The sequence below is a fragment of the Halomonas urumqiensis genome (assembly GCF_003028575.1).
In the GTDB taxonomy this organism is placed as follows: domain Bacteria; phylum Pseudomonadota; class Gammaproteobacteria; order Pseudomonadales; family Halomonadaceae; genus Halomonas; species Halomonas urumqiensis.
Window position 1 is genome coordinate 978,496 of sequence record NZ_PYUD01000001.1, and the last position, 24,281, is coordinate 1,002,776.

At 60.1% G+C, this 24,281-nt stretch carries 21 protein-coding genes and 2 tRNA genes; 14 read left to right on the forward strand and 9 right to left on the reverse strand.

Annotation, left to right across the window (positions count from 1 at the left end; genetic code table 11):
* The first annotated feature begins 68 nt into the window (after window positions 1–68).
* Window positions 69–362: a hypothetical protein gene (locus C6V82_RS04170; protein WP_102589604.1), complete on the forward strand. Its 294-nt coding sequence runs from the start codon at window positions 69–71 to the stop codon at window positions 360–362.
* A 1,207-nt stretch (window positions 363–1,569) separates the two neighbouring features.
* On the opposite strand, the gene C6V82_RS04175 is transcribed toward C6V82_RS04170, so the two are convergent.
* Both C6V82_RS04175 and C6V82_RS04180 read right to left on the reverse strand, forming a co-directional pair.
* Window positions 1,570–2,268, reverse strand: coding sequence for a pirin family protein (locus C6V82_RS04175; protein WP_102589605.1), 699 nt, complete (start codon window positions 2,266–2,268; stop codon window positions 1,570–1,572).
* Window positions 2,269–2,388: 120 nt separating this feature from the next.
* The gene (locus C6V82_RS04180; protein WP_102589606.1) at window positions 2,389–3,195 is read right to left on the reverse strand and encodes a sulfite exporter TauE/SafE family protein; all 807 of its coding nucleotides are present in this window, start codon (window positions 3,193–3,195) and stop codon (window positions 2,389–2,391) included.
* 255 nt (window positions 3,196–3,450) lie between these two features.
* On the opposite strand from C6V82_RS04180, the gene C6V82_RS04185 reads away from it, so the two are divergent.
* The gene (locus C6V82_RS04185; protein ID WP_229843044.1) at window positions 3,451–4,077 is read left to right on the forward strand and encodes a hypothetical protein; all 627 of its coding nucleotides are present in this window, start codon (window positions 3,451–3,453) and stop codon (window positions 4,075–4,077) included.
* A 73-nt stretch (window positions 4,078–4,150) separates the two neighbouring features.
* Here C6V82_RS04185 and C6V82_RS04190 read toward each other — a convergent pair whose 3' ends face one another.
* Window positions 4,151–4,741: a helix-turn-helix domain-containing protein gene (locus tag C6V82_RS04190; RefSeq protein ID WP_102589607.1), complete on the reverse strand. Its 591-nt coding sequence runs from the start codon at window positions 4,739–4,741 to the stop codon at window positions 4,151–4,153.
* 104 nt (window positions 4,742–4,845) lie between these two features.
* Entirely contained in the window at window positions 4,846–5,586 is a 741-nt protein-coding gene (locus C6V82_RS04195; RefSeq protein ID WP_102589608.1) for an SDR family NAD(P)-dependent oxidoreductase, read from the reverse strand.
* A 130-nt stretch (window positions 5,587–5,716) separates the two neighbouring features.
* Between C6V82_RS04195 and gltX the strand changes: the two genes are divergently transcribed.
* From gltX to C6V82_RS04210, 3 genes are all read left to right on the forward strand, one after another.
* On the forward strand, window positions 5,717–7,195 hold the full coding sequence (gltX, locus tag C6V82_RS04200) for a glutamate--tRNA ligase (protein ID WP_102589609.1): 1,479 nt from the start codon (window positions 5,717–5,719) through the stop codon (window positions 7,193–7,195).
* 104 nt (window positions 7,196–7,299) lie between these two features.
* A tRNA-Ala gene (locus C6V82_RS04205) sits at window positions 7,300–7,375 on the forward strand.
* A 22-nt stretch (window positions 7,376–7,397) separates the two neighbouring features.
* Window positions 7,398–7,473: transfer RNA gene (locus C6V82_RS04210), tRNA-Glu, on the forward strand.
* A gap of 463 nt (window positions 7,474–7,936) precedes the next feature.
* Here C6V82_RS04210 and C6V82_RS04215 read toward each other — a convergent pair.
* On the reverse strand, window positions 7,937–8,845 hold the full coding sequence (locus tag C6V82_RS04215; protein ID WP_102589610.1) for an NAD(P)-dependent oxidoreductase: 909 nt from the start codon (window positions 8,843–8,845) through the stop codon (window positions 7,937–7,939).
* A 140-nt stretch (window positions 8,846–8,985) separates the two neighbouring features.
* Window positions 8,986–10,272 carry a citrate synthase gene (gene gltA / locus C6V82_RS04220; protein ID WP_102589611.1) on the reverse strand — a complete coding sequence of 429 codons (1,287 nt, stop codon included), beginning with the start codon at window positions 10,270–10,272 and terminating at the stop codon, window positions 8,986–8,988.
* A 503-nt stretch (window positions 10,273–10,775) separates the two neighbouring features.
* Here gltA and sdhC point away from each other — a divergent pair.
* From sdhC to sucD, 9 genes are all read left to right on the forward strand, one after another.
* The gene (gene sdhC / locus C6V82_RS04225) at window positions 10,776–11,153 is read left to right on the forward strand and encodes a succinate dehydrogenase, cytochrome b556 subunit (protein WP_102589612.1); all 378 of its coding nucleotides are present in this window, start codon (window positions 10,776–10,778) and stop codon (window positions 11,151–11,153) included.
* Window positions 11,147–11,494, forward strand: a complete 348-nt coding sequence (gene sdhD / locus C6V82_RS04230; protein ID WP_102589613.1) for a succinate dehydrogenase, hydrophobic membrane anchor protein — start codon at window positions 11,147–11,149, stop codon at window positions 11,492–11,494. Before sdhC ends, sdhD begins: the two co-directional genes overlap by 7 nt.
* 3 nt (window positions 11,495–11,497) lie before the next feature.
* Window positions 11,498–13,270 (forward strand): succinate dehydrogenase flavoprotein subunit, encoded by a 1,773-nt coding sequence (sdhA, locus tag C6V82_RS04235; RefSeq protein WP_102589614.1) that lies wholly within the window; start codon window positions 11,498–11,500, stop codon window positions 13,268–13,270.
* Between the two features lie 13 nt (window positions 13,271–13,283).
* Window positions 13,284–13,994 (forward strand): succinate dehydrogenase iron-sulfur subunit, encoded by a 711-nt coding sequence (locus C6V82_RS04240; protein WP_102589615.1) that lies wholly within the window; start codon window positions 13,284–13,286, stop codon window positions 13,992–13,994.
* A 295-nt stretch (window positions 13,995–14,289) separates the two neighbouring features.
* A complete protein-coding gene (locus C6V82_RS04245) occupies window positions 14,290–17,124 on the forward strand; it encodes a 2-oxoglutarate dehydrogenase E1 component (RefSeq protein WP_102589616.1) in 2,835 nt (944 codons plus the stop codon).
* A 40-nt stretch (window positions 17,125–17,164) separates the two neighbouring features.
* Entirely contained in the window at window positions 17,165–18,724 is a 1,560-nt protein-coding gene (odhB, locus tag C6V82_RS04250) for a 2-oxoglutarate dehydrogenase complex dihydrolipoyllysine-residue succinyltransferase (RefSeq protein WP_102589617.1), read from the forward strand.
* Between the two features lie 49 nt (window positions 18,725–18,773).
* Entirely contained in the window at window positions 18,774–20,216 is a 1,443-nt protein-coding gene (lpdA, locus tag C6V82_RS04255; RefSeq protein WP_102589618.1) for a dihydrolipoyl dehydrogenase, read from the forward strand.
* A gap of 137 nt (window positions 20,217–20,353) precedes the next feature.
* Window positions 20,354–21,520, forward strand: coding sequence for an ADP-forming succinate--CoA ligase subunit beta (sucC, locus tag C6V82_RS04260; RefSeq protein ID WP_102589619.1), 1,167 nt, complete (start codon window positions 20,354–20,356; stop codon window positions 21,518–21,520).
* Window positions 21,520–22,392, forward strand: a complete 873-nt coding sequence (sucD, locus tag C6V82_RS04265) for a succinate--CoA ligase subunit alpha (RefSeq protein WP_102589620.1) — start codon at window positions 21,520–21,522, stop codon at window positions 22,390–22,392. The genes sucC and sucD overlap by 1 nt, the downstream gene beginning before the upstream one ends.
* 148 nt (window positions 22,393–22,540) lie before the next feature.
* Here the strand turns inward: sucD and siaD are convergent, their stop codons facing one another.
* The 3 genes from siaD to siaB are packed head-to-tail and all read right to left on the reverse strand — an operon-like array spanning window position 22,541 to window position 24,274.
* Entirely contained in the window at window positions 22,541–23,335 is a 795-nt protein-coding gene (gene siaD / locus C6V82_RS04270) for a biofilm regulation diguanylate cyclase SiaD (RefSeq protein ID WP_102589621.1), read from the reverse strand.
* Window positions 23,335–23,724, reverse strand: a complete 390-nt coding sequence (siaC, locus tag C6V82_RS04275) for a biofilm regulation phosphoprotein SiaC (RefSeq protein ID WP_102589622.1) — start codon at window positions 23,722–23,724, stop codon at window positions 23,335–23,337. The genes siaD and siaC overlap by 1 nt, the downstream gene beginning before the upstream one ends.
* 16 nt (window positions 23,725–23,740) lie before the next feature.
* A complete protein-coding gene (gene siaB / locus C6V82_RS04280) occupies window positions 23,741–24,274 on the reverse strand; it encodes a biofilm regulation protein kinase SiaB (RefSeq protein ID WP_102589623.1) in 534 nt (177 codons plus the stop codon).
* Window positions 24,275–24,281: the final 7 nt, after the last annotated feature.

Genomic DNA, 24,281 nt, shown 5'->3' on the forward strand with positions numbered 1-24,281 from the left:
CCGGGCGGCCTTTTGTGATCACTTAGATTAGGCCATGCTGTGTGAGCCACACAGCAGCAGGAGTTCGCATGAAATACTATTTCAACTACCAATACCTTCCGCGTGGTGCCGAGCGGCCGATCGATGCTGGAGAGGCTATCGAGGTTAGTGAAGATCAATGCACGATCCCTCCAACTCTTCCGTCAGTAGGGGATTACGTTCAGCTCACCTACATGACAGGCAATGGAGATAATTTCACCGGTAAAGTTAGAAGCCGTTTGTTCACCTACTTTGTTGGTGAGAGACCAGAGCAGAATGGGTGCGCTATCAATATCGTTGTCGAGGAGGATGACGACGATTGGGGCAAGCTGATCAAAGAGTGATCTTGTCCTTGCTGTGTCGAAAGCGTCCAGGAAGCACTGGGCGCTTTTTTTTAGGTAGTCGTAGCTTGAAGCGCGGAGCGTTGGCGCGCCGTCGACACCCCGCCCCGCCTGCGCTCTAAATATTCTGGTTTTTATGCACGTTGGCACTAAGGGCCATAGCCCGGCAGCACCGGCGCGCCATGATGACCTAAGTGCTTGTGAATACATGCGTTTTTATGCGGAAAGGTGGTTATAGACGACTCGGCAGGGCTAGCAGGCCATTCTGAGAAGGTGAGGGGGGCTCGGAAAAAGGTAACGGAGGTAACTATGCCATTTTTTCATCGCATCTATCTGATTATATTGGATTATCTTGTTACCTTTAAAAGGTAACAAGAGGTACTGCAAAAGGTAATGCAAATGTAAGCCTTTGAAATTAAAAGGAATAGATTTTCTCTCATGTGACCCTTCAAAAAGGTAACGCATCACCTTTTCATCACCTTTTTGTTACCTTTTGGACAGTCGTTTTAAATCATTAATTATCAAATGGTTATGATGGATTTTGGCAGACCATTACCTTTGTTACCTTTTTCCGAGCCCCCCACGGATTCTAGGATTCCCCTCGCACACGACATGTGTGCACGCGTCACGCACGTGCACACGCGATCACGCAACAACCGAAAGGGCTGGCGAGGGAAAAGAGGCCAATTGTTGGTAGAAGTTTGGTAGGAGATGCGGATAAACCCGGTAATGACGGGGCTCAGGTCCAATCCATCATGGGGGCCACGGAAAAGGTGCGGTTGAGCTCTGGCATTGGCATCACGGGGTTGGACGATAAGGGGCGATATTCTAGCAAGATGGGGCAATGGCTGGCCATTCTTGATGACCGAGTAGACCGCCCGGGTATTCGAGGTCGTCGGTCGCCCGAACCCCCATAGTGAGTGCCATCCGGCAGCTCGATACCCAAGCGGATCTTCCTTCCAATGGTCCCGACGTAGCCAGGAGAGCAGAAGGGCGCATGCACTGGCGGGACGGGTTGCTGGGCCTATTCGGGACACATCATCGTGGTGAATGTCGTACGTTGGTTGTCACAATTCTCTTGCATCCAAATTGTGCTGATTGGCGCATTCTGCCTGTGTGACGCTTGAAGTAAACGGCCCTCTTGGGCCGTCCAGGAACATCTGCCGCGTCACGGCATGCCAACGCCCCGCCAGGGATGGCCAGGGCTTGCTCAGGCGCTGACTTCCACCAGAATGACTTCACTCTCCTCCAGTGCCTTGAGCGATATGTGTGTTTCATCGGCGATTGCCACACCGTCGCGGGCACTGGCCACGACGCCGTTGACCTCGATGCGGCCGGTCGCCGGTACCAGGTAGACGTTGCGACCTTTGGCGACTGAATAATCCAGCTGTTGGTCGGCGTTCAGCGTTGCGGCCACCAGCCGTGCATCGGCACGGATCGGCAGGGCCTCTTCGTCGCCCATGCCGCTGGCCAGGGTGACGAAGGTGCCGCTGCGCGCTCCCCGGGGGAATGGCTTGCTGCCCCAGGTAGGCGGCAGCCCGGCGGATTCCGGCATGATCCAGATCTGGAAGATTCGGGTTTCCTCGTCCTCGAGGTTCATCTCGCTGTGGGCGATGCCGGTGCCGGCGCTCATCACCTGGACGTCGCCGGCCTCGGTGCGGCCTTGATTGCCTAGCGTATCCTGATGCGTGATGGCGCCTTCGCGGACATAGGTAATGATTTCCATATCGCGGTGCGGGTGGCGCGGAAATCCGGAATGTGGCGCGATGATGTCATCGTTCCATACACGCAACTGGCCCCAGTGCATGCGGTCGGGGTCGAAGTAGTCGGCGAAGGAGAAGTGGTGGCGGGAATCCAGCCAGCCATGGTGGCCACCGCCGAGGGTGGAGTAGGGGCGAAGTTCGATCATGTTGGCCTCACAGTGGATGTTGGAATGTCACCATGATCCTCGTGCTGGACCTGACTGATAAGCGGATAATTCCGCAAGCAAGCGTCGATTCTGTCGAATTGTGCAGCGTGGTCACATCATTCAGGCGGTAAAGACGGTGTACAGCATCTGCATGGCTAGCCCCATCAGCATGAAGGCGAACACGCGTTTCAGAATGCCGACCGGCAGGCGGTGGGCAAGCCTTGCGCCAATCGGCGCGGTGAGAATGCTGCAGGGTGCCATGAGCAGTAACGCTGGCAGGTAGACATAGCCCCACGCCTGGGCGGGAAGGTTGTCGGTTCCCAAGCCATTGATGATATAGCCCAGCGCCCCTGCCAGGGCGATGGGTAGCCCGACCGCCGCTGAGGTGCCGATGGCGTGCTGCAACTTCACGTTGCACCAGGTAAGGAAGGGCACGGTAAGGGACCCACCACCGATGGCCACCAGTGCGGAGATGCCGCCGATGCCAAGCCCCGCGCCGGTGATGCCGATCGGCCCGGGTAGCCCTCTGGTCGGCTTGGGCTTGAGGTTGGCAAGCATCTGCAGCGACATCAACACCATGAAGCAGGCGAAGAAGATGGCCAGGCCCCGGGTCGGCAGCTTGGCGGCGATGAACGTGGCGAGAAAGGTGCCCACCAGGATGCCGGGGGTGATGAAGCGAACCACCTGCCAGCGCACGGCGCCGTGTCGATGGTGAGACCACAGGCTGGCCGAGGCCGAGGGCACGATGGCGGCCATGGCCGTGCCCAGGGCCAGATGGGCGAGATGTTCGATCGCCACTCCCTGAAGCACGAACAGGAACGTCAGGATCGGCACCAGGATGCCACCTCCGCCGACGCCGAGCAGACCAGCCATCAGGCCGACGAAACCACCCAGGGCCAGGTAGCTGAGCCACCAAAGAATATCCAAGTGTGCGTCTCCTGAAGTTGGGCCCCCGCCATTGGCGGCGCGTTGCCGTGGACGGATGTTAGGGTGGGGTTTTGCATTGCGGGCTAGTGTAGCGGAAACCATTATCGAATCGGCATATTGCTGTTGTGTGCCCATGGTCCTGGGTGGCGTTGGGCCAGGTCGAGCCATTCGGTTGCTCACGTTGACCTGCAGTGGGACGCACTTCTCGTCGCGATGGTAGTCTGAGAGGTGAAACTTCTCAGCTGGAGAGCGTGCATGAAAGGATGGTGTCGTCGATCCGGCATTGGGCGTGTGTACACGGCACGGCTGGAGCTGCTGGTACTGGTGCTGGTGTTGGTGCTGGTGGGGTGCAGTGGGAGCGAGAATGATCCGGAGGCCGATCAGCAGTCGGCGCAAACCTCGGAAGTCGACGAGACTGGCGAGCAGGAGCGGCGGAATATACCAGCGGCCGACCCCTTCGATGAACCGGTGGAGATCGAGTTCGAGGCCAATCTTCGCAGTGATCGTCGGTTGATGGTCGAGGGGAGAAGCAACCTTCCCGATGGTGCGCAATTCCAGGTAGTCGTAGAGCGCGAGGCGAGTGGCGTACGCATGCAGTCTCGTACCTTCCTGGAAGAAGGGCGCTTCGTTGCCGGACCATTCGGGTCAGGAAGTGGTTTACCGGATGGCGGGTATCGAATTACCGTAAACCTGCCTGAAGCCACGGTTCAGCCCGAGGATGTGCAACAACGTATTGGCCAAGAGGGCGAGCACTTGAGTGGCCCGTTGGTTGGCACGTCACGCCATGGCCTGGGGCGTGTCGCCAGTGCCACGCGACGCTTCCTTGTCGGCAACGAAACTCGTCGCACCTCGGATCAGGTAGACGTGATAATTGTTGACTAGGAGTCTTGTCGAACAAGGTTCTTGTCAAACAGGGAGCGCCGTACCGAGCGCCTCCAGCCGTCTCCAGCGAGAGTTAGATCATGCTCACCTGCCAGCGGGCAACCAGCTTGCCCAGCAGGCGGGTGCTTGCGGTATAGGCGGTCGCTTCCGTGCTGCCTTCACCTTCGAAGCGCAATTCCCCAGCGTCATTCTGGCTGACTCGGCGAACGAAGTGCTGTCCTTCCATTTCGATCAGATAAGTACCGGGCTGACGGAACACCTCGGTGGGCGCGACCGCTACCAGGTCGCCCGCGGCAATGAAATCGAATTTCTCGCCGGGAGCGGGAGTCAGCAGGTAGCAGTCACCTTCCCATTGTTGATCCGGGACCAGTTCGAAGGGAACTTCTATGCTGCCGGCCGAGGGTTGCTGCCACGGGCTTGGTGGGGCGCTGCGCAGATACAACGGTGCAGGTCGTCGGCTGGCACTGCCTTCTATGAGCCTGGAGAGTGGGCAACCTAGCGCCTGGGCTAGCGCTACCAGGCGTTCATGGCCAATCTGCTTGATGGCTCCGGATTCCCAGTAAGAGATGGTGACGTCGGAAACACCCACCTTGCGGGCAAGAGCCGCCTTGTTGAGCTTTGCCTCCAGCCTCAGCGTCTTGATACGGGAACCTAGTGAGTCCATTTTCTTGTCCTTTGTCGACGTTTAAGAAGATTGGCGATCATCTGTGAATGAATGCATGTTGGCAACGAGTCTCATCAACGGTTGTGTATGCCAAGAAACCGCTCTCACCAGGGGATCTCGTCGCCTGCCCAGTCATAGAAACGCCCGCTGTGTGATATCTCACGCTCGCCAAGTACAGCCAATAGCCGCTCGGCGACGAACGCCGGGGTGAACAGCTTGCCGGTCGGCACGCGTGACTGAAATGGCTGTGAAAGTCGCGTGTCTGTCGTGCCGGGATGCAGACAGGTCACGATCAGCTGAGGATTGAGTCGTTTGAGCTCGATGGCGGCGGTTTTCATGAGCATGTTGTGAGCGGCCTTGCTGGCGCGATAGCCATACCAGCCACCCAGGTGGTTGTCGCCGATCGAGCCAACTCGTGCCGATAGGCTGGCGACCAGCACCGGGTGACGCCCCTTGAGATTGGGTTGCAGCGCCTTGAGTAGCAATACGGGAGTCACCGCGTTGACCTGCAGCAGCGCTGACATGGAATCGCCATCGAGATCATCGAGGCGCTTCTCCGGGGCGATGCCATGTGTCTGGTCATGCAGCAGGCCGATGGCATTGAACAGCAGATGCACGGGTGCGCCGGCGAGTTGGACTGACAGCGCTTCGAGACCCTCGGCACTGGTGATATCGGCAACCACCGACTCGACACGTGGGTCATCACGGCTGACAAGCTCACGGCTGACGGCGACGATGCGTGCGGGGCGGCCGCTGGCAATCAGCGCGTCGATGATGGCGCCGCCGATTCCGCCCGACGCACCGGTGACCACCGTGGTAAAGCCATCGGGCAGATGGGGCAGCATCCGGCACTCTCCAGATCGATTCGTCAGACATTGACCACAGTCGAAGTAGATGATTCCCCGCCACGGCTGCTTGGGCACGGCCAGGTGCGTATAATGCCGCCAAGCTCATGCCTCAATGGATAAGGACGACATGACCGTACGCACTCGAATCGCCCCGTCACCCACCGGCGACCCCCACGTCGGCACCGCCTACATTGCGCTGTTCAACCTGTGTTTTGCACGCCAGCATGGTGGGCAGTTCATCCTGCGTATCGAGGATACCGACCGCGTTCGTTCCACGCCGGAATCCGAGCAGATGATTCTCGATTCACTACGCTGGCTTGGCCTGGACTGGGACGAGGGCCCGGATGTGGGTGGCCCGCATGGACCCTATCGCCAGAGCGAGCGGGGCGATATCTATGCGCAATATGCCCGACAGCTGATCGACGCGGGGCATGCCTTCAAGTGCTTTCGCACCAGCGAGGAACTCGATGAGTTGCGAGAGTCGCGCAAGGCGGCCGGAATGCACCTGGCGCTCAAGCCCGCCGACCTGGCGCTGCCCGCCGAGGAACAGGCACGCCGGGAGCGTGAGGAGTGGCCTTATGTGGTGCGCATGCAGGTGCCGGCAAGTGGTACCTGTGTGGTCAGCGACATGCTGCGCGGTAGCATCGAAGTGGACTGGGCGCAGGTCGATGCCCAGGTGCTGCTGAAGTCCGACGGCATGCCGACTTACCACCTGGCCAATGTGGTGGATGATCACCTCATGGGGATCACTCATGTGCTGCGTGGGGAAGAGTGGATCAACTCGGCACCCAAGCACCAACTGCTTTACGACTACTTTGGCTGGCAGATGCCTGAGCTTTGCCACATGCCCCTGCTGCGCAACCCCGACAAGTCAAAGCTCTCCAAGCGCAAGAACCCCACATCCATCAACTATTATCGGCGCATGGGCTACCTGCCGCAGGCGGTGACCAACTATCTCGGCCGCATGGGCTGGTCAATGCCCGATGAACGCGAGAAATTCAGTCTCGATGAAATGATGGCGCACTTCGATGTTCAGCGTGTCTCGCTGGGTGGCCCGGTATTCGATCTCGACAAGCTGACCTGGCTCAACGGTCTCTACATTCGCGAGGATCTCGATGAGCAGGCTTTCCTCAAGGCCTTGATGGAGTGGGCCTTCAACGAGGAGTACGTGAAACAGATCCTGCCGCAGGTTCGCCCGCGGGTGGAGACGCTGTCGGACGTCATGCCGCTGGCCGGGCATTTTTTCTCGGGCTTGCCAGCCATCGAAGAGCAGAGCTTCGATGCCGTGAAGCTGGGGCGCGAGGATCTGGTCAAGCTGCTGCAGTTCCTGGTCTGGCGCCTCGAGACCCTGCCGGCATGGAACAAGCCAGCGCTGCTGGATGAGGTCAAGACGTTGTCGGGTCACTTCGACTTGAAGATGAAGGATTTCCTGGCACCGGTTTTCATTGCGGTGACTGGCTCTAGTGCGAGTACCTCGGTAATGGATGCCATGGCCATTCTCGGCTCCGACATGACACGCGCGCGACTACGGCACGCCATTGCGGTACTTGGCGGGGTCTCGAAGAAGCAGGCCAAGCGTTTCGAGAAGGAGTATCGAGAGCTGTAAGCGACGATCCACTGGCAGTACTGACGGCAGCCCGGCGGAAGCTGAATTTTCTGTTGACGAACCCCGGGCGAATCAGTACTATACGCCTCGTCTTCACGACATGTGGGGCCTTAGCTCAGCTGGGAGAGCGCCTGCTTTGCACGCAGGAGGTCAGCGGTTCGATCCCGCTAGGCTCCACCATTACATCGTGAATGTCCTTAGCGTCCCATTCGTCTAGTGGCCTAGGACACCGCCCTTTCACGGCGGTAACAGGGGTTCGAACCCCCTATGGGACGCCACATCTTCTGCTTCTTCACGCATAGTCCGTGAAGAAGATGAAAAAGACGCCTAGCGGCGTCTTTTTTTGCGCTGTCAATCAGTCACCCGGTGGGTTTTCCTCGGCTGCTGCCGTCTGCTCTTTGCCTCGTTTCGCCGTCGAATCAGCGACGTGCGCATGCGCTTTTAAGCCTATTTTGGCTTGACATCACGCTTGACTTGTCCACTTTCGCGAGGCTGGGGCCTCTTCTTGTGCACAAGGCGGGCGTAACTCCCCATGACTGTGGGGTTTTCAATATTATTTATATTAATCAAAGGGTTAGAAAAGATCATTTTTTGATCAATTTGAGTCAAAGCCCCATTTCATGGCGATCCGGAGACCTTTTCGAGTGGTTGTGAACAGGTTTATCCACAGAATGTGTGGAAAACGCCGCGAGTCTTGTCCCGCGGCTTTTCAGTGCGCATTAGGGGTCTCTGGTCAAGCCCTCAGGAGGCATTCTTTCCCACGCTGTTTCCCACGCTACGCAAACGCCGAAGCAACGACGACGTATCCCAGCGGCCACCCCCCAGCACCTGGACATCGGCATAGAACTGGTCGACCAGGGCGGTGACCGGCAGGCGTGCCTGAAGTCGGCGCGCCTGCTCCAGGCAGATATCAAGATCCTTGCGCATCCAGTCGACGGCGAAGCCATGTTCGTACTCGTCGGCGATCATGGTCTCGTGACGATTTTCCATCTGCCAGGAGCCGGCGGCGCCCTTGGAGATCACATCGACCACCTGCTGCCGGTCGAGACCGGCTCGTTCGGCGAAGTGCAGGCCCTCGGCAAGGCCCTGGACAAGCCCGGCGATACAAATCTGGTTGACCATCTTGGTCAGTTGGCCGCTGCCGGCCTGGCCCATCAGGGTCACGGCGCGGGCATAGTGATCCAGTAGTGGCTTCACGCGCGCGAAATCTTCCGCTTCACCACCGCACATGATGGTCAGGGCGCCGTTTTCGGCGCCTTGCTGTCCACCAGATACCGGTGCATCGAGAAAGCCAATGCGCCTGGCGCGGCATTCACCGTCAAGCTGCTCGGCCAGTTCCGCTGATGCCGTGGTGTGGTCGACCAGCAGGCTTCCTTCGGGCATGCCGAAAAGCGCTCCGTCCTCGCCAATGGTGACCTGGCGGACATCGTCATCATTGCCCACGCAAACCAGCACCAGGTCGGCATCCTGTGCAGCCTCGCGTGGGGAGGCGTGGTGGCTGCCGCCGAACGCCTCGACCCAGGCCTCTGCCTTGGCCGCGGTCCGGTTGTAGACGCGCACTGTCAGGCCCGCGTGGGCAAGGTGTCCGGCCATGGGGTAGCCCATGACGCCCAGGCCAATGAAGGCAACGGTAGAGATACTCTTGCTCATGGTGATGCTCCTGCTGAGAGTCGTGAGTGGTGAGTCGTGAGTTGTGAGTGCCGAGTCGCATGGTGCGCCGGGGCCATTAAGCAAAAAGCCGCCCTAGGGCGGCTTTCTGGCGCTGTCGTTCAGCGTAACGTACTGCCGGGTTACTTGGCAGGATAGTCGCGCTGGGTGTGGCCAATGTAAAGCTGACGTGGCCGGCCGATCTTGTAGCTTTCGCTGATCATCTCGTTCCAGTGGGAGATCCAGCCGATGGTGCGCGATACCGCGAAGATCACGGTGAACATGTTGGTCGGAATGCCCATGGCCTTGAGGATGATGCCGGAGTAGAAGTCGACGTTCGGGTAGAGCTTGCGCTCGATGAAGTAGTCGTCTTCCAGGGCGATCTGTTCCAGGCGCTTGGCGATCTTGAGCTGCGGATCGTCGGCCATGCCGAGTTCGGCAAGCACTTCGTCGCAGGTCTCTTTCATGACCTTGGCGCGTGGATCGAAGTTGCGGTATACGCGGTGGCCAAAGCCCATCAGCTTGAACGGGTCATCCTTGTCCTTTGCCTTGTCGACGAAGCGCTGGATGTTTTCCTCGGAGTCGTCGCCGATCTCGTCGAGCATCTTCAGCACGGCTTCGTTGGCACCGCCGTGGGCAGGGCCCCACAACGCGGCGATGCCAGCGCTGATGCAGGCGAAGGGGTTGGCGCCTGTGGAGCCGGCCAGGCGCACCGTGGAGGTGGAAGCGTTCTGCTCATGGTCGGCATGCAGCATGAAGATGCGGTCCATGGCCTTGGCGTAGACCGGGTTGATCTTGTACTGCTCGCACGGGTTGCTGAACATCATGTAGAGGAAGTTCTCTGCATAGCTCAGATCGTTGCGGGGATAGTTGAACGGCTGGCCGATGTTGTACTTGTAGGACATCGCCGCGATGGTCGGCATCTTTGCGATCAGGCGGATGGCGCTGATTTCGCGGTCTTCCTGAACGGTGATGTCCATGTGGTCGTGATAGAAGGCGGCCAGGCCACCGACCACGCCGCACAGAATCGACATCGGGTGGGCATCGCGACGGAAGCCCTTGAAGAAGTTGTTGATCTGGTCGTGAACCATGGTGTGGTTGCGCACACGGGACTCAAAGTCAGCATACTGCTGGTCGTCCGGCAGCTCCCCGAACAGCAGGAGATAGGCGGTCTCGACGAAGTTCGATTCCTTGGCCAGGTGATCGATGGGATAGCCGCGGTGCAGCAGGACACCCTTGCCGCCATCGATATAGGTGATGGCCGACTGGCACGAGGAGGTGGCCATGAAGCCAGGGTCATAGGTGAACAGACCTTCCGCACCCAGCCCACGCACGTCGACGACGTCCGGCCCCAATGTGCCCGAGTAGACAGGCAACTCGATCGCCTTGTCCAGGCCGTCTACCGTCAGTGTCGCTTTCCTGTCAGCCATGGGAGGCCTCCTCTCGAGTTCGTGTCGTGGCAATAAGTCGTTATTTCGCTAAGCTTGTCGGCGAAAAGGTTCGCCCACTATAGAAGCGTTCCAGCGATTGTCAATTAGCCCATGGCGACCCTCGCATTGTGCGGAATATGAGTTATAGTATAGATATTGTATAAGAAATGGTGCTTTGCACCATGCGAGTGCGCCATGAAGGTTTGCAAGGCCGGTTTGCAAGGCCGGTTTGCAAGGCCGGTGTACATGGCAGGTGTGACGAGTTTCAAGAGGATCACCGATATGACCTGAATGGCCCTCGCTGGTTGCTCCACCAAGGTCTAGTGGGCCATTGGCTCATTTGTCATGAGCTGGCCATGTCCCTATAATCCTCACCGCGTGACTGGCAGGAAAAGGCGGTCTTGCCGACATCGGCAAAGGCCGAGTCCCTTCCCGAAACCACCGCCCGCTCGGGCCAAGCCCGACCAGCAGTAGAGCGGGCCATATAGAGTGTGTAGAGAGCCGTGAATAGCAAACGACCCGTAAATCTGGATCTGTCCACGATACAGTTTCCACTCCCCGCCTTGACCTCGATCACTCACCGCATCACCGGCGTCATCTTGTTCGTCGGGTTGATCTTTGCCTTCTGGGCACTCAGCACGTCGCTGTCGTCCCCGGCGGGTTTTTATGCCGTGAGTGATGCCCTGGCTCACAACTTTCTTGCCAAGTTGATCGCCTGGGGCCTGCTGTCGGCGCTGGCGTTCCACTTCGTGGCCGGCATCAAGCACCTGCTGATGGACATGAACATCGGCGTGACCCTCGAAGGCGGCGTCAAGAAGGCGCAGATCACTGTGGTGTTGAGTGCCGTTCTGATCATTCTGGCAGGAGTCTGGGTATGGTAACCAATATCACCAATTTCGGTCGCAGCGGCCTTTCCGACTGGCTGATCCAGCGCTTCTCGGCGGTGGTTCTGGCGCTCTACACCCTCTTTATCGTGGCCTACCTGCTGTTCAACCCAGGTCTCGATTACGCCACCTGGAGTGGCCTGTTCGCCCAGACCTGGATGCGAATCTTTTCGTTGCTGGCCTTCGTGTCACTGGCTGCCCACGCATGGGTAGGCCTGTGGACCGTGACCACCGACTACCTCAAGCCGACCGGTATCCGCATCGGCGTCCAGACCGTCATCATCCTGGCCATTTTCGTGTTCCTGGTCTGGGGCATTCAGATTCTGTGGGGAGCCTGATCCATGTCCAACATGCGTAGCCTGTCTTTCGACGCCATCATCATCGGCGGTGGTGGCGCTGGTCTGCGAGCCGCTCTCGAGCTCGCCAAATCGGGCAAGAAGACCGCCGTGCTGTCCAAGGTCTTCCCGACCCGCTCGCATACCGTCTCGGCCCAGGGGGGGATCACTTGTGCGATAGCCTCTTCCGACCCGCAAGACGATTGGCGCTGGCATATGTACGACACCGTCAAGGGGGGCGACTATATCGCCGACCAGGACGCGGCCGAGTACATGTGTTCCGAAGGCCCCAAGGCGGTGTTCGAACTCGAGCACATGGGGCTGCCTTTCTCGCGCTTCGATAACGGTCGCATTTACCAGCGCCCGTTCGGTGGGCAGTCAAAGAACTTCGGGGAGGGTGGCCAGGCAGCCCGTACCTGCGCCGCCGCCGACCGTACCGGTCATGCGTTGCTGCACACCCTTTATCAGAATAACCTGAAGAACAATACCACCTTCCTCAATGAGTGGTATGCGGTCGATCTGGTCAAGAATGCCAATGGTGACGTGGTCGGCTGCATCGCCATGGACATCGAAACCGGTGAAGTGGTGCATGTGAAGTCCAAGGCCACGGTGCTTGCCACCGGCGGCGCGGGTCGCATCTACGCCTCCACCACCAACGCGCTTATCAACACCGGTGACGGCATCGGCATGGCGCTGCGCGCCGGCTTCCCGATGCAGGACATGGAGATGTGGCAGTTCCACCCGACCGGCATCTACGGCGCCGGCACCCTGGTGACTGAAGGTTGCCGAGGTGAGGGCGGTTATCTGGTCAACAAGGATGGCGAGCGCTTCATGGAGCGTTACGCGCCGAACGCCAAGGATCTCGCCGGGCGTGACGTGGTGGCGCGCTCCATGGTCATGGAGATCCTCGAGGGGCGCGGCTGTGGTGAACATGGCGACCACGTGTTCCTCAAGCTCGACCACCTGGGTGATGACGTGCTCGGCAAGCGCCTGCCGGGTATCGTCGAGCTGTCCAAGACCTTCGCCCACGTCGATCCGGCCCAGGAGCCGATTCCAGTGGTGCCGACCTGCCACTACATGATGGGGGGTATTCCGACCAACGTGCATGGCCAGGCGATCATGATGGACGCCGACGGCAACGACCAGATTGTCAATGGCCTGTTCGCCTGTGGCGAAGCGGCGTGCGTGTCGGTGCATGGCGCCAATCGCTTGGGTGGCAACTCACTGCTCGATCTCGTGGTGTTCGGTCGCGCGGCCGGCATGTTCATCGAGGGTGCCCTCAACGAAGGCATCGAGTACCTCGACGCCAGCGAATCGGACATCGAGTCGGCCATGAAGCGCATGACGCGCTGGAACGAGTCCGAAGGCGGCGAGACCGTACCGGAACTCAAGCGTGCCTTGCAAAGCATCATGCAGAATTCCTTCGGCGTGTTCCGCGAGGAAGAGAACATGCAGAAAGGCGTTGGGCAATTGGCTGAGCTGCGCGAGCGGATCGCCAATGCCTACTTGCCTGACAAGACCAATGCCTTCAATACCGCGCGTGTCGAGGCTCTGGAACTGGACAACCTGATGGAAGTGGCCGAAGCCACCGCCATCGCGGCGCTGGAGCGCAAGGAGAGTCGTGGCGCGCATTCCCGCTACGACTACCCGGATCGCGACGACGTCAACTGGCTGAAGCACTCGCTGTACTTCCCGACCGAGAAGAAGGTCGGCAAGCGCGACGTCAACTTCGCGCCCAAGACCGTCGATACCTTCGAGCCGAAAGTCCGTACCTATTAAGAGGGGAGTCACGATGTCCACGCTTCAGGTATCCATTTACCGCTACAATCCGGAAACTGACTCCGCACCTTATATGCAGGAGTTCCAGGTCGACACCCAGGGACGCGACATTATGGTGCTGGACGTACTGCACCTGATGAAGGAGCAGGACAACGGCTTGGCCTTTCGTCGCAGCTGCCGCGAGGGTGTGTGCGGCTCCGATGGCATGAACATGAACGGCAAGAACGGTCTGGCCTGCATCACCCCGCTCTCCGACGTGGTGAAGAACGGAAAGCTGGTGCTGCGGCCGTTGCCTGGCCTGCCGGTCATTCGTGACCTGGTGGTCGACATGGGGTTGTTCTACAAGCAGTACGAGCGCATCCAGCCCTACCTGCAGAACGACACCCCGGCGCCCGCCATCGAGCGGCTGCAGTCACCGGAAGACCGCGACAAGCTCGACGGCTTGTACGAGTGCATCCTGTGCGCCTGCTGCTCTACCTCCTGCCCATCGTTCTGGTGGAACCCGGAGAAGTTCGTTGGCCCCGCTGGCTTGCTGCAGTCCTATCGCTTCCTGGCCGATTCCCGTGACACGGCGACCGACGAACGCCTCGCCGAGCTCGAGGATCCGTTCAGTGTGTTTCGCTGCCGCGGCATCATGAACTGTGTCGCGGTCTGTCCCAAGGGGCTCAACCCGACCCGTGCGATCGGCAAGATCCGAGAAATGCTGCTGGCCAACGCCACCTAAGGCGATGTCAGTCAAAGCTATGCCAGTTAAGCTCATGCCACTTAAATCGTGGCCCCTGGCTTGTTATCATGAGCCATGGTCCTGGCTGCGACAGGGTGTCGCAGACCGATCACGGTAAATGTTCGTCATGAGCCGGTGCCTTGGGTACCGGCTCATGAGCATGGATTTCAAGGCTTTCGGCCTTATGTCGGAAGTGCCGGAAGACAGACGCCCCTCCGGCAGGGCTTCACCGATGTTACCGCGTAGGTTGCGTGGTGACGCCGATACCACCCCATCAGTGCAGGGTGACCGAGAGATGCAACAAGGCATAATGGAGTTGATGTGGCGCTCCTCCCACGTCAGTGGCGCGAATGTTCACTACGTGGAAGCGCTCTATGAGCAGTACCTCGATAATCCCGATGCTGTCCCCGACGAATGGCGCAAGTATTTCGATCAGCTGCCACGTCCCGAAGGCAGCGCCTCTCATGATGTTCCGCTTAGCCCTATCCGCGATCAGTTCTACGAGTTGGGCCGTCAGCGCCGCACTACCCAGGTGGCATCGGCTACCGACAGTGACGAGAGCAAGAAGCAGGTCAAGGTCCTTCAGCTGATCAACGCCTATCGCTTCCGCGGGCATCAGAAGGCCAACATCGACCCTCTTGGACTGCGCAGTCCAACCCCCGTTCCAGATCTAGACCTCTCCTTCCATCAGCTTTCCAAGGCTGACCTGGACACCGAATTTCAGACCGGTTCGTTCTTCCTGGGCCTGGACAAGGCTCCACTGAAGGATATTGTCGAGGCACTGGACCAGACCTATTGTCGCTCGGTCGGCTGCGAGATCATGCACATCGTCGATACCGAGGAGAAGCGCTGGCTGCAGCAGCGTTTCGAGTCGGTGCGCAGTGCGCCAACCTTCAGCCATGACGTACGCAAGCACGTGCTCGAGCGCCTTACGGCTGCCGAAGGCCTCGAGAACTACCTGGCTTCAAAATACCCGGGTACCAAGCGTTTCGGCCTTGAGGGCGGGGAAGCTTTCATCCCGATGATGGATGAGCTGATTCAGCGCGGGGGAGGCTATGGGGTCAAGGAAATGGTCATTGGCATGGCTCACCGCGGACGCCTCAACCTGCTGGTCAATATCCTTGGCAAGAACCCCTCTGAATTGATTGATGAATTCGATGGCAAAAAGGTCATCGAGCGCGGTTCCGGCGACGTCAAGTACCACCAAGGCTTCAGCTCCAACGTCATGACCCCGGGCGGCGAAGTCCACCTGGCGCTGGCCTTCAACCCCTCCCACCTGGAGATCGTTTCTCCAGTGGTGGAAGGTTCCGTGCGGGCTCGACAGGACCGTCGCGACGATCATGAAGGCATCAAGGTGTTGCCGATCAACATCCATGGTGATGCGGCCTTCGCCGGCCAGGGCGTGGTCATGGAAACCTTCCAGATGTCGCAAACCCGTGCCTACAAGACTGGCGGCACGGTCCATATCGTCATCAACAACCAGGTGGGCTTCACGACGTCACATCCTCTGGACGCGCGTTCCACCGAGTACTGCACCGACATCGCCAAGATGGTTCAGGCACCGATTTTCCACGTCAATGGCGATGATGCAGATGCCGTATTGCATGTCACCCAGGTGGCCCTGGACTATCGCCAGCAGTTCAAGCGTGACGTGGTGATCGATCTGGTCTGCTACCGCCGCCGTGGCCACAACGAGGCTGACGAGCCGTCCGGCACCCAGCCGATGATGTACAGCAAGATCAAGGAGCATCCGTCGGCGCGTACCCTGTACGCACAGCGCCTGGTCGAGCAGGGCGTGCTCTCGGAAGATGACGTCAAGGCAATGGTCGAGACCTATCGCGACGACCTGATGGCCGGCAACCATGTTGCCAATGCCCTGGTGCAGCAACCCAACACCTCGTTGTTCGTCGACTGGAGGCCGTACCTGGGGCACGAATGGACCGGTGCCGCCGACACTGGTGTGGCGATGAAGCGGCTGCAGCGCCTGGCCGCCAAGATGTGCGAGATCCCCGATCGAATCGAGGTGCAGCGCCAAGTCGTCAAGATTTACGAAGACCGGCGCAAGATGCAGGCCGGTGGGCTGGGCCTCAACTGGGGCTTTGCCGAAACCCTGGCCTACGCCACCTTGCTCGATGAAGGGCATCCGGTGCGCCTTACCGGGCAGGACGTGGGGCGCGGCACCTTCTCCCACCGTCACGCGGTGGTGCACAACCAGAAGGACGGCAGCGCCTACGTACCACTTCAGCACATGGCCGACGGGCAGCCACGATTCACCATCCACGACTCCTTCCTCTCCGAGGAGGCGGTGCTGGCGTTCGAGTACGGCTACTCCACCACGGCGCCCAATGACCTGGTGATCTGGGAGGCGCAGTTCGGTGACTTTTTCAACGGCGCCCAGGTGGTTGTCGATCAGTTCATCTCCTCCGGCGAGACCAAGTGGGAGCGGCTGTGCGGTTTGACCATGCTGTTGCCCCATGGCTATGAAGGGCAGGGTCCCGAGCACTCCTCGGCCCGCCTCGAGCGTTTCCTGCAGATGTGTGCCGAGCACAACATGCAGGTCTGTGTCCCGACCACTCCGGCGCAGATCTTCCACCTGCTGCGTCGCCAGGTGATCCGCAAGCTGAGAAAGCCGTTGGTGGTGATGTCGCCGAAGAGCCTGCTTCGCCACAAGGATGCGACGTCGACTCTCGACGACCTTTCCGAGGGTTCGTTCGAGATGGTGCTCGCCGACAAGGGTAACCTCGAGGCCACGAAGGTCGAGCGCGTCGTGTTGTGCGCCGGCAAGGTCTACTACGACCTGGCCAACTGGCGTGCCGAGAACGGGCGCGATGACGTGGCGATCCTGCGCATCGAGCAGCTCTATCCCTTCCCCAAGGAAGAGCTGCTTGAGGCGATCAAGGACTACACCAATGTCACTGACATCGTGTGGTGTCAGGAAGAGCCGCTCAATCAGGGCGCATGGTACTCGAGCCAGCATCACATGAGGGCCGTGGCCGACATGCTCAAGGATGGCCTGGGTGGCAAGCTCAAGTTTGCCGGCCGCCCGGCATCGGCAGCACCCGCGGCGGGCTACATGTCCGTGCATACCGAACAGCAGCGCCAGTTGGTGGAAGACGCCTTCAATCTTTGAGGCGGCCCACCGGGACGAGAGAACACACAAGGGAAACGACATGGCTACCGAGATCAAGGCTCCTACCTTTCCGGAATCCGTTGCTGAAGGCAGCGTGGCCGCCTGGCACAAGAAAGCCGGCGACAGCGTCGAGCGTGACGAGTTGATCGTCGAGATCGAGACCGACAAGGTGGTGCTCGAGGTGCTGGCACCCGAGGCGGGTACCCTCAGCGAGGTGCTGGCCGAGGAGGGCGACACCGTCCAGTCCGAGCAGGTGCTGGGCAAGATCGGTGAAGGCGCTGCCAAGGGTGGCGACAAGCAAGACGAGAAGAAAGACACCAAGGCTGACAAGCAGGATGACGCCAAGAGTGACAAGCAGGAAGGTGGCAAGCCTGCCGGTGGTGGCAAGAAGCATGAAGTGAAGGCGCCGACCTTCCCTGAGTCGATTCAGGAAGGCACGGTCTCCACCTGGCACAAGCAGGTTGGCGAGGCGGTAACGCGTGACGAGGTGCTTGCCGATATCGAAACCGACAAGGTGGTGCTGGAAGTGGTGGCGCCGGCCGATGGCGCGCTTGCCGAGATCAAGGTGGAAGAGGGCAGCCAGGTCGAGTCCGAGGCCGTTCTTGCGATCTTCAGTGAAGGCGCTGGCGGCGATGCCGCACCGAGCAAGGAAACACCGCCAGCATCCGCTGACGATGGTGCCAGCGACGAGAAACTGGGGGACAAGATTCTTGCGCCTGCCGCGCGCAAGCTGGTTGCCGAGCATGACCTCGACGTCAGTGCCATTGAAGGCACCGGCAAGGGTGGCCGTATCCTCAAGGAGGACGTTCAGAAGGCGGTCAAGGATGGCAGCGCCAAGAAAGCGGCCAAGCCAGCCGCTTCGCCCAAGCAGGCGGCCGCTGCGCCGGCGGTGGAGGGCGAGCGCCCCGAGAAGCGCGTGCCGATGAGCCGCCTGCGCCAGACCATTGCCAAGCGCCTGGTTCAGGCTCAGCAGACCGCCGCCATGCTGACCACCTATAACGAGGTGGACATGGGGGCGGTGATGGACCTGCGTGCCCAGTACAAGGACACCTTCCTCAAGGCGCACGACACCAAGCTCGGTTTCATGGGTTTCTTCGTCAAGGCGGCTTCCGAGGCGCTCAAGCGCTTCCCGGACGTGAATGCCTCCATCGACGGTACCGACATCGTCTACCACGGCTATCAGGACATCGGCGTGGCCGTCTCCACCGACCGTGGGCTGGTGGTGCCGGTGCTGCGCGATACCGACAGCATGAAGATCGCCGATGTCGAGAAGGGCATCGTCGACTTCGGCAAGCGTGCCCGTGACGGCAAGCTGGGTATCGACGAGATGACCGGGGGCACCTTCACCATTACCAATGGCGGCATCTTCGGCTCGCTGTTGTCTACACCGATCATCAATCCGCCGCAGACGGCGATCCTGGGCATGCACAAGATCCAGGAACGCCCGATGGCGGTGAATGGCAAGGTCGAGATCCGGCCGATGATGTACCTGGCGCTGTCATACGATCACCGCATGATTGATGGCAAGGATGCTGTGCAGTTCCTGGTCACCATCAAGGCACTGCTCGAAGACCCGGCACGTTTGCTGCTGGACATCTGAGCGCCACCCACAACGGACTCAAACGCGAACCGATCAACAGGAAAACCACATGGCCGATAAATTCGATGTGATCGTGATCGGTGCGGGCCCTGGCGGCTACGTTGCTGCCATCCGCGCCGCCCAACTGGGCCTCAAGACCGCCTGTGTCGAGAAGTGGATCGGCAAGGAGGAAAAAAAGGTCGTTCATGGCGGCACCTGCCTGAACGTGGGTTGTATTCCGTCCAAGGCGCTGCTCGAGGCGTCCCACAAGTTCGTCGAAGCCAAGCATGATTTCGATGACATGGGGATCCAGGCCGGTGACGTCACCATGGACGTCAAGAAGATGATGGCCCGCAAGGACAAGATCGTGAAGAACCTGACCGGGGGCATCTCCGGCCTGTTCAAGGCCAACGGCGTGACCGCCATCGATGGCACTGGCAAGGTGACCGGGGCGAAGCAGGTCGAGGTCACCGACCTCGACGGCAAGGCCACCACCTATGAAGCCGACAACATCGTGATCGCGGCGGGTTCCGTGCCGGTGGAAATCCCGCCGACGCCGATGACCGAAGGACTGATCGTCGACTCCACCGGGGCACTCGAGTTCGAGGATGTGCCCAAGCGTCTGGGGGTGATTGGTGCCGGCGTGATTGGCCTGGAACTGGGCAGCGTGTGGAGCCGTCTGGGGTCCGATGTCACCGTGCTCGAGGCCATGGACAGCTTCCTGCCGATGGTCGATGGCGCCATCGCCAAGGAGACTCAGAAGCTGCTCAAGAAGCAGGGGCTGGATATCCAGTTGGGCGCTCGCGTGACCGGTTCCGAGGTCAAGGGCAAGGAAGTCGTGGTCAAGTACACCGATGCCAAGGGCGAGCAGGAACTGACCTTCGACAGGCTGATCGTCTGCGTGGGCAGAAAGCCCTACACCAAGGGCGTGGTCGCCGATGGCGTCAGTGTCGAACTGGACGAGCGTGGCTTCATCCATGTCGATGACCAGTGCCGCACCAGCGTGCCGAGCGTCTTCGCCATCGGTGACTGTGTACGTGGCCCGATGCTGGCTCACAAGGCGTCCGAAGAGGGTATCATGGTGGCTGATATCATCGCCGGCCATAAGGCCGAGATGAACTACGATGCCATCCCCAGTGTGATCTATACCTTCCCGGAAGTCGCCTGGGTTGGCCTGACCGAGGAAGATGCCAAGGCCAAGGGCATCGAGGTCAAGACGGGGTCCTTCCCGTTTGCCGCCAGCGGCCGTGCCATGGCCAACAATGCGACCGAAGGTCAGGCAAAGATCATTGCCGACGCCGAGACGGATCGCGTACTGGGCATGCACATCGTCGGTCAACATGCTGGCGAGATGATCGCTCAAGGCGTGATCGCGCTGGAGTTCGGTTCCAGCGCCGAGGATCTGGCATTGACCTGCTACGCGCACCCGACCATGTCGGAGGCCGTGCACGAGGCCGCGCTGGCGGTGGAAGGCCATGCGATCCACATGGCCAATCGCAAGAAGCGTAAATAGGACAACTAGCGCCGCCCGCGGGCGGCGCATCCCTTCCGACCAAGTATCGGAAGAGGTCGGTGGCAGCTTCAATGCCGCACCCTAATGGTGTTGGCCCGGCTGCCGTTCGAGTCACATGCAACCAATGGCATGAATCGATGAACCTTCACGAATATCAGGGCAAGCAACTGTTTGCCGACTATGGTCTGCCTGTTTCCAAGGGCTTTGCCGTCGACACTCCCGAGGACGCGGCCGAAGCCTGCAAGAAAATCGGTGGCGACATGTGGGTCGTCAAGGCCCAGGTTCACGCTGGTGGCCGCGGCAAGGCCGGCGGTGTCAAGCTGATCAAGAGCCCGGAGGAGGCGCATGCCTTCTCCGAGCAGTGGCTTGGCAAGAACCTGGTGACCTACCAGACGGATGAAAACGGCCAGCCGGTTGCCAAGATCCTGGTCGAGAACTGCACCGACATCGCCTCCGAGCTGTATCTGGGCGCCGTGGTGGACCGCACCACGCGTCGCGTGGTGTTCATGGCCTCCACCGAAGGCGGTGTCGAGATCGAGAAGGTCGCCGAGGAAACGCCCGAGAAGATCCTCAAGGCTGAAATCGACCCACTGGTGGGCGCTCAGCCTTACCAGGCCCGTGAACTGGCCTTCGCTCTGGGGCTGTCCGGGGATCAGGTGAAGCAGTTCACCAAGATCTTCCTGGGTCTTTCCAAGTTGTTCCACGACAAGGACCTGGCGCTGCTCGAGATCAACCCGCTGGTGATCACCGACGAAGGTAACCTGCACTGCCTCGACGCCAAGATCAACCTGGACAGCAACGCACTCTACCGTCATCCAGACCTGCAGGCGATGCGCGACCCGTCCCAGGAAGACGAGCGCGAGGCGGAAGCCGCTGCCTGGGAACTCAACTACGTGGCACTTGACGGTAACATCGGCTGCATGGTCAACGGCGCTGGCCTGGCCATGGGCACCATGGACATCGTCAACCTCAACGGCGGCAGCCCAGCCAACTTCCTCGATGTGGGCGGTGGTGCCACCAAGGAGCGTGTCGCCGAGGCGTTCAAGCTCATCCTCTCCGACGACAACGTCAAGGCCGTGCTGGTCAACATCTTCGGCGGGATCGTGCGCTGCGACATGATCGCCGAGGGCATCATCGGTGCCGTCGAGCAGGTCGGGGTCAATGTCCCGGTCGTCGTGCGTCTGGAAGGTAACAACGCCGAGCTGGGTGCCGAGAAACTGGCCTCCAGCGGTCTGAACATCATCGCTGCTACCAGCCTGACCGATGCGGCTCAGCAGGTCGTCAAGGCAGCGGAGGGCAAGTAATGAGTATCCTGATCGACAAGAACACCAAGGTCATCTGCCAGGGTTTCACGGGTGGCCAGGGGACCTTCCACTCCGAGCAGGCGATTGCCTACGGAACCCAGATGGTGGGCGGCGTGACCCCGGGCAAGGGCGGACAGGAGCATCTGGGCCTGCCGGTGTTCAACACCGTCAAGGAGGCGGTAGCCCAGACCGGTGCCGAGGCCAGCGTGATCTACGTGCCAGCGCCGTTCTGCAAGGATTCGATCCTCGAGGCCGCCAATGCCGGCATCAAGCTGATCGTGTGCATCACCGAAGGCATCCCGACGCTCGATATGCTCGATGCCAAGGTCAAGTGCGACGAACTGGGCGTGCGCCTGATCGGCCCGAACTGCCCGGGTGTCATCACGCCGGGCGAGTGCAAGATCGGCATCATGCCGGGCCATATCCACAAGCCGGGCAAGGTCGGTATCGTGTCGCGCTCCGGCACCCTGACCTATGAAGCCGTCAAGCAGACCACCGACCATGGCTTTGGCCAGTCCACCTGTGTCGGCATCGGTGGCGACCCGATTCCGGGCTCCAACTTCATCGACATCCTGGCGATGTTCGAGAAGGATCCGCAGACCGAGGCGATCGTGATGATTGGCGAGATCGGCGGCACCGCCGAGGAAGAGGCCGCTGCCTTCATCAAGGCCAACGTCTCCAAGCCGGTGGTATCCTACATCGCGGGTGTAACAGCACCTCCCGGCAAGCGCATGGGCCACGCCGGGGCGATCATTTCCGGTGGCAAGGGCACGGCGGACGAGAAGTTCGCCGCCCTGGAAGATGCTGGCGTCAAGACAGTGCGTTCGCTGGCCGAAATCGGTGATGCGCTCAAGGAAGTGACTGGCTGGTAAGCCAACGACTGATCCAAGGCAGCAACTGAGCCAAGGCATCAACGCAAAAAGGGCACCTTCGGGTGCCCTTTTTGCGTTGATGCCCTTTTGCATTGATGCCTGTTTCGCGTGAGGGAGGTTGTTTGCGTTGAAGGTCGGTTGCCGTGCCTCAGCTAGCTGCCAACCAGCGATCCCGGCCCTCGCGTTTGGCTTGCAGCAGCGCCTTGTCGGCACGTTGGAGGGTCTGCTCGATGCTTTCCCGGGTGCGGTGTTCGGCCACCCCCATGCTGGCAGTCAGGTTCAGATGGATGCCCTGGTAGTGAATATCGAGTTGGCGCATGCATTGGCATAGCCGGGACATCAGCGGCTCTGCCTGCTCGAGTGTGGTTTCCGGCAGAATGACGAGGAACTCTTCACCCCCCCAACGTCCGCAGAGGTCGTTGGTGCGTAGTGCATCCTGCAGTGCTTCGGTCAGCAGGACCAGGGCCTGATCGCCGACAGCGTGGCCATGTTGATCATTGATGCGCTTGAAGTGATCGATATCGATCATCGCCACGGTGAAGGGGCGATGGTGGCGTTGCTTGGCGGCCAGGAGCTGCTCCAGGTACTCGTGCATCAGGCGGCGGTTGGCAAGCCCGGTTAGGGCATCATGGTGGGATTCCCCGAGCAGTGCCTCGTTGCGTTCGCCAAGCAAGGCCTGGTAGCGGTCGGCGATGTGCGTGATCTTGCGCTGGCGCCTTAGCTGGCGTTGAAGCTCGTGGCGCGTGGCGTGGAGATCTTCCTGGGCCGTACGCTGGAAACCATCGGCGATGGCCACCAGTCGCTCGACCCGCATCTCCTGCTCGAGATGGCGCCGGTAGAGCTCCGCGAGCGCCGCGTGCAGCGGGTGATCCTGATAGTCCGGATGCTCGAGCAGCTCGGCAATATCCGCGAGCAGGGGGGCGTCGCCGCCTGATCCAGTCATCACACTGATACCCGCATGGGAGTGATGGCGAAGTCGAAGGTACAGTCTTCGCGGAACTCCTCGGCCAGTTCTCCGATACGCTCGTTGCGATCATCGAAGCGCCAGATTACCCGCACTTCACGGCCATCCAGATGCGCCTCCTCGAGCAGGTCGAAGATGTCCATCATCGCCTTCACCGAACTGGTATTGAGATAGACGAGTTCGAGTTGCAGCGTCAGCGGGTGCGTCGCGTCGGCCAGGAAGCGTTCCGTCCAACCGATCACCTGATTGAAGAGTTCATAGGAGTTCTCCGGGTAGGAGTCTCCCTGCATGCATAGACTGCCGGCTTGCCAGTCGGCCTGAATGGCCGGCGTTGACTGGCTGCCCGGGATATTGAGGTCGTGGGTCATGGGCATCGAAGTTGATTTAGATAGTGGCTGTCAGGCTAAAGAAGCCTTGCCCGGAAGGCAATGGCTGCAGCGCCGGCACGAGAGGGCGGCTCGACTTGCGAGCCATGTCGAGCAGCCCCAGTCCAGCACCACTGGTGGCTGCCTCGTCACGGGGACGGCGCAGCTGTTGTTTATAGGCCTTCTTTAGCTCAGAGGCGTCGAGCACGGCTAGCGAGTTGACCACCTCGACGAGTCGTTGACCATCCTCGATCTCGACGAGATTACCCGCCGAGATCAGGTAGTGGTCCGCGTCGTCACGTGCCACGGCAATGGTGGCCGTGGCCTGTTCCTCGCTGTACTGCCTGGTGCGTGCGTAATGGCGGATGTTCTGCGTCATCTCGATGTACACGGCGAATACGTCCATGGCGGAGGAAGGCGGCGTGGGCTGGCCGTTCAGATAGTTGCGCAAGGCATTGCCGATCTCTTCGATCAGGCTACGCGAGATAGGGCCGTTGAAGCAGAGCATGATGCGCTGTCGCTGGTAGCTCTCACGCAGGGTCAACAGGTCCATGGTGTCT

Bases quoted from the DNA above. Each gene is read 5' to 3' on its own strand.
- C6V82_RS04170 (WP_102589604.1), top strand. From the start codon at position 69: ATGAAATACTATTTCAACTACCAATACCTTCCGCGTGGTGCCGAGCGG.
- odhB (WP_102589617.1), top strand. From the start codon at position 17,165: ATGGCTACCGAGATCAAGGCTCCTACCTTTCCGGAATCCGTTGCTGAA.
- siaB (WP_102589623.1), bottom strand. From the start codon at position 24,274: ATGGACCTGTTGACCCTGCGTGAGAGCTACCAGCGACAGCGCATCATG.
- siaC (WP_102589622.1), bottom strand. From the start codon at position 23,724: ATGACCCACGACCTCAATATCCCGGGCAGCCAGTCAACGCCGGCCATT.
- gltX (WP_102589609.1), top strand. From the start codon at position 5,717: ATGACCGTACGCACTCGAATCGCCCCGTCACCCACCGGCGACCCCCAC.
- C6V82_RS04195 (WP_102589608.1), bottom strand. From the start codon at position 5,586: ATGCTGCCCCATCTGCCCGATGGCTTTACCACGGTGGTCACCGGTGCG.
- sdhD (WP_102589613.1), top strand. From the start codon at position 11,147: ATGGTAACCAATATCACCAATTTCGGTCGCAGCGGCCTTTCCGACTGG.
- C6V82_RS04190 (WP_102589607.1), bottom strand. From the start codon at position 4,741: ATGGACTCACTAGGTTCCCGTATCAAGACGCTGAGGCTGGAGGCAAAG.
- C6V82_RS04240 (WP_102589615.1), top strand. From the start codon at position 13,284: ATGTCCACGCTTCAGGTATCCATTTACCGCTACAATCCGGAAACTGAC.
- C6V82_RS04175 (WP_102589605.1), bottom strand. From the start codon at position 2,268: ATGATCGAACTTCGCCCCTACTCCACCCTCGGCGGTGGCCACCATGGC.
- gltA (WP_102589611.1), bottom strand. From the start codon at position 10,272: ATGGCTGACAGGAAAGCGACACTGACGGTAGACGGCCTGGACAAGGCG.
- lpdA (WP_102589618.1), top strand. From the start codon at position 18,774: ATGGCCGATAAATTCGATGTGATCGTGATCGGTGCGGGCCCTGGCGGC.
- siaD (WP_102589621.1), bottom strand. From the start codon at position 23,335: ATGACTGGATCAGGCGGCGACGCCCCCCTGCTCGCGGATATTGCCGAG.
- C6V82_RS04185 (WP_229843044.1), top strand. From the start codon at position 3,451: ATGAAAGGATGGTGTCGTCGATCCGGCATTGGGCGTGTGTACACGGCA.
- sdhA (WP_102589614.1), top strand. From the start codon at position 11,498: ATGTCCAACATGCGTAGCCTGTCTTTCGACGCCATCATCATCGGCGGT.
- C6V82_RS04245 (WP_102589616.1), top strand. From the start codon at position 14,290: ATGCAACAAGGCATAATGGAGTTGATGTGGCGCTCCTCCCACGTCAGT.
- sucC (WP_102589619.1), top strand. From the start codon at position 20,354: ATGAACCTTCACGAATATCAGGGCAAGCAACTGTTTGCCGACTATGGT.
- C6V82_RS04215 (WP_102589610.1), bottom strand. From the start codon at position 8,845: ATGAGCAAGAGTATCTCTACCGTTGCCTTCATTGGCCTGGGCGTCATG.
- sucD (WP_102589620.1), top strand. From the start codon at position 21,520: ATGAGTATCCTGATCGACAAGAACACCAAGGTCATCTGCCAGGGTTTC.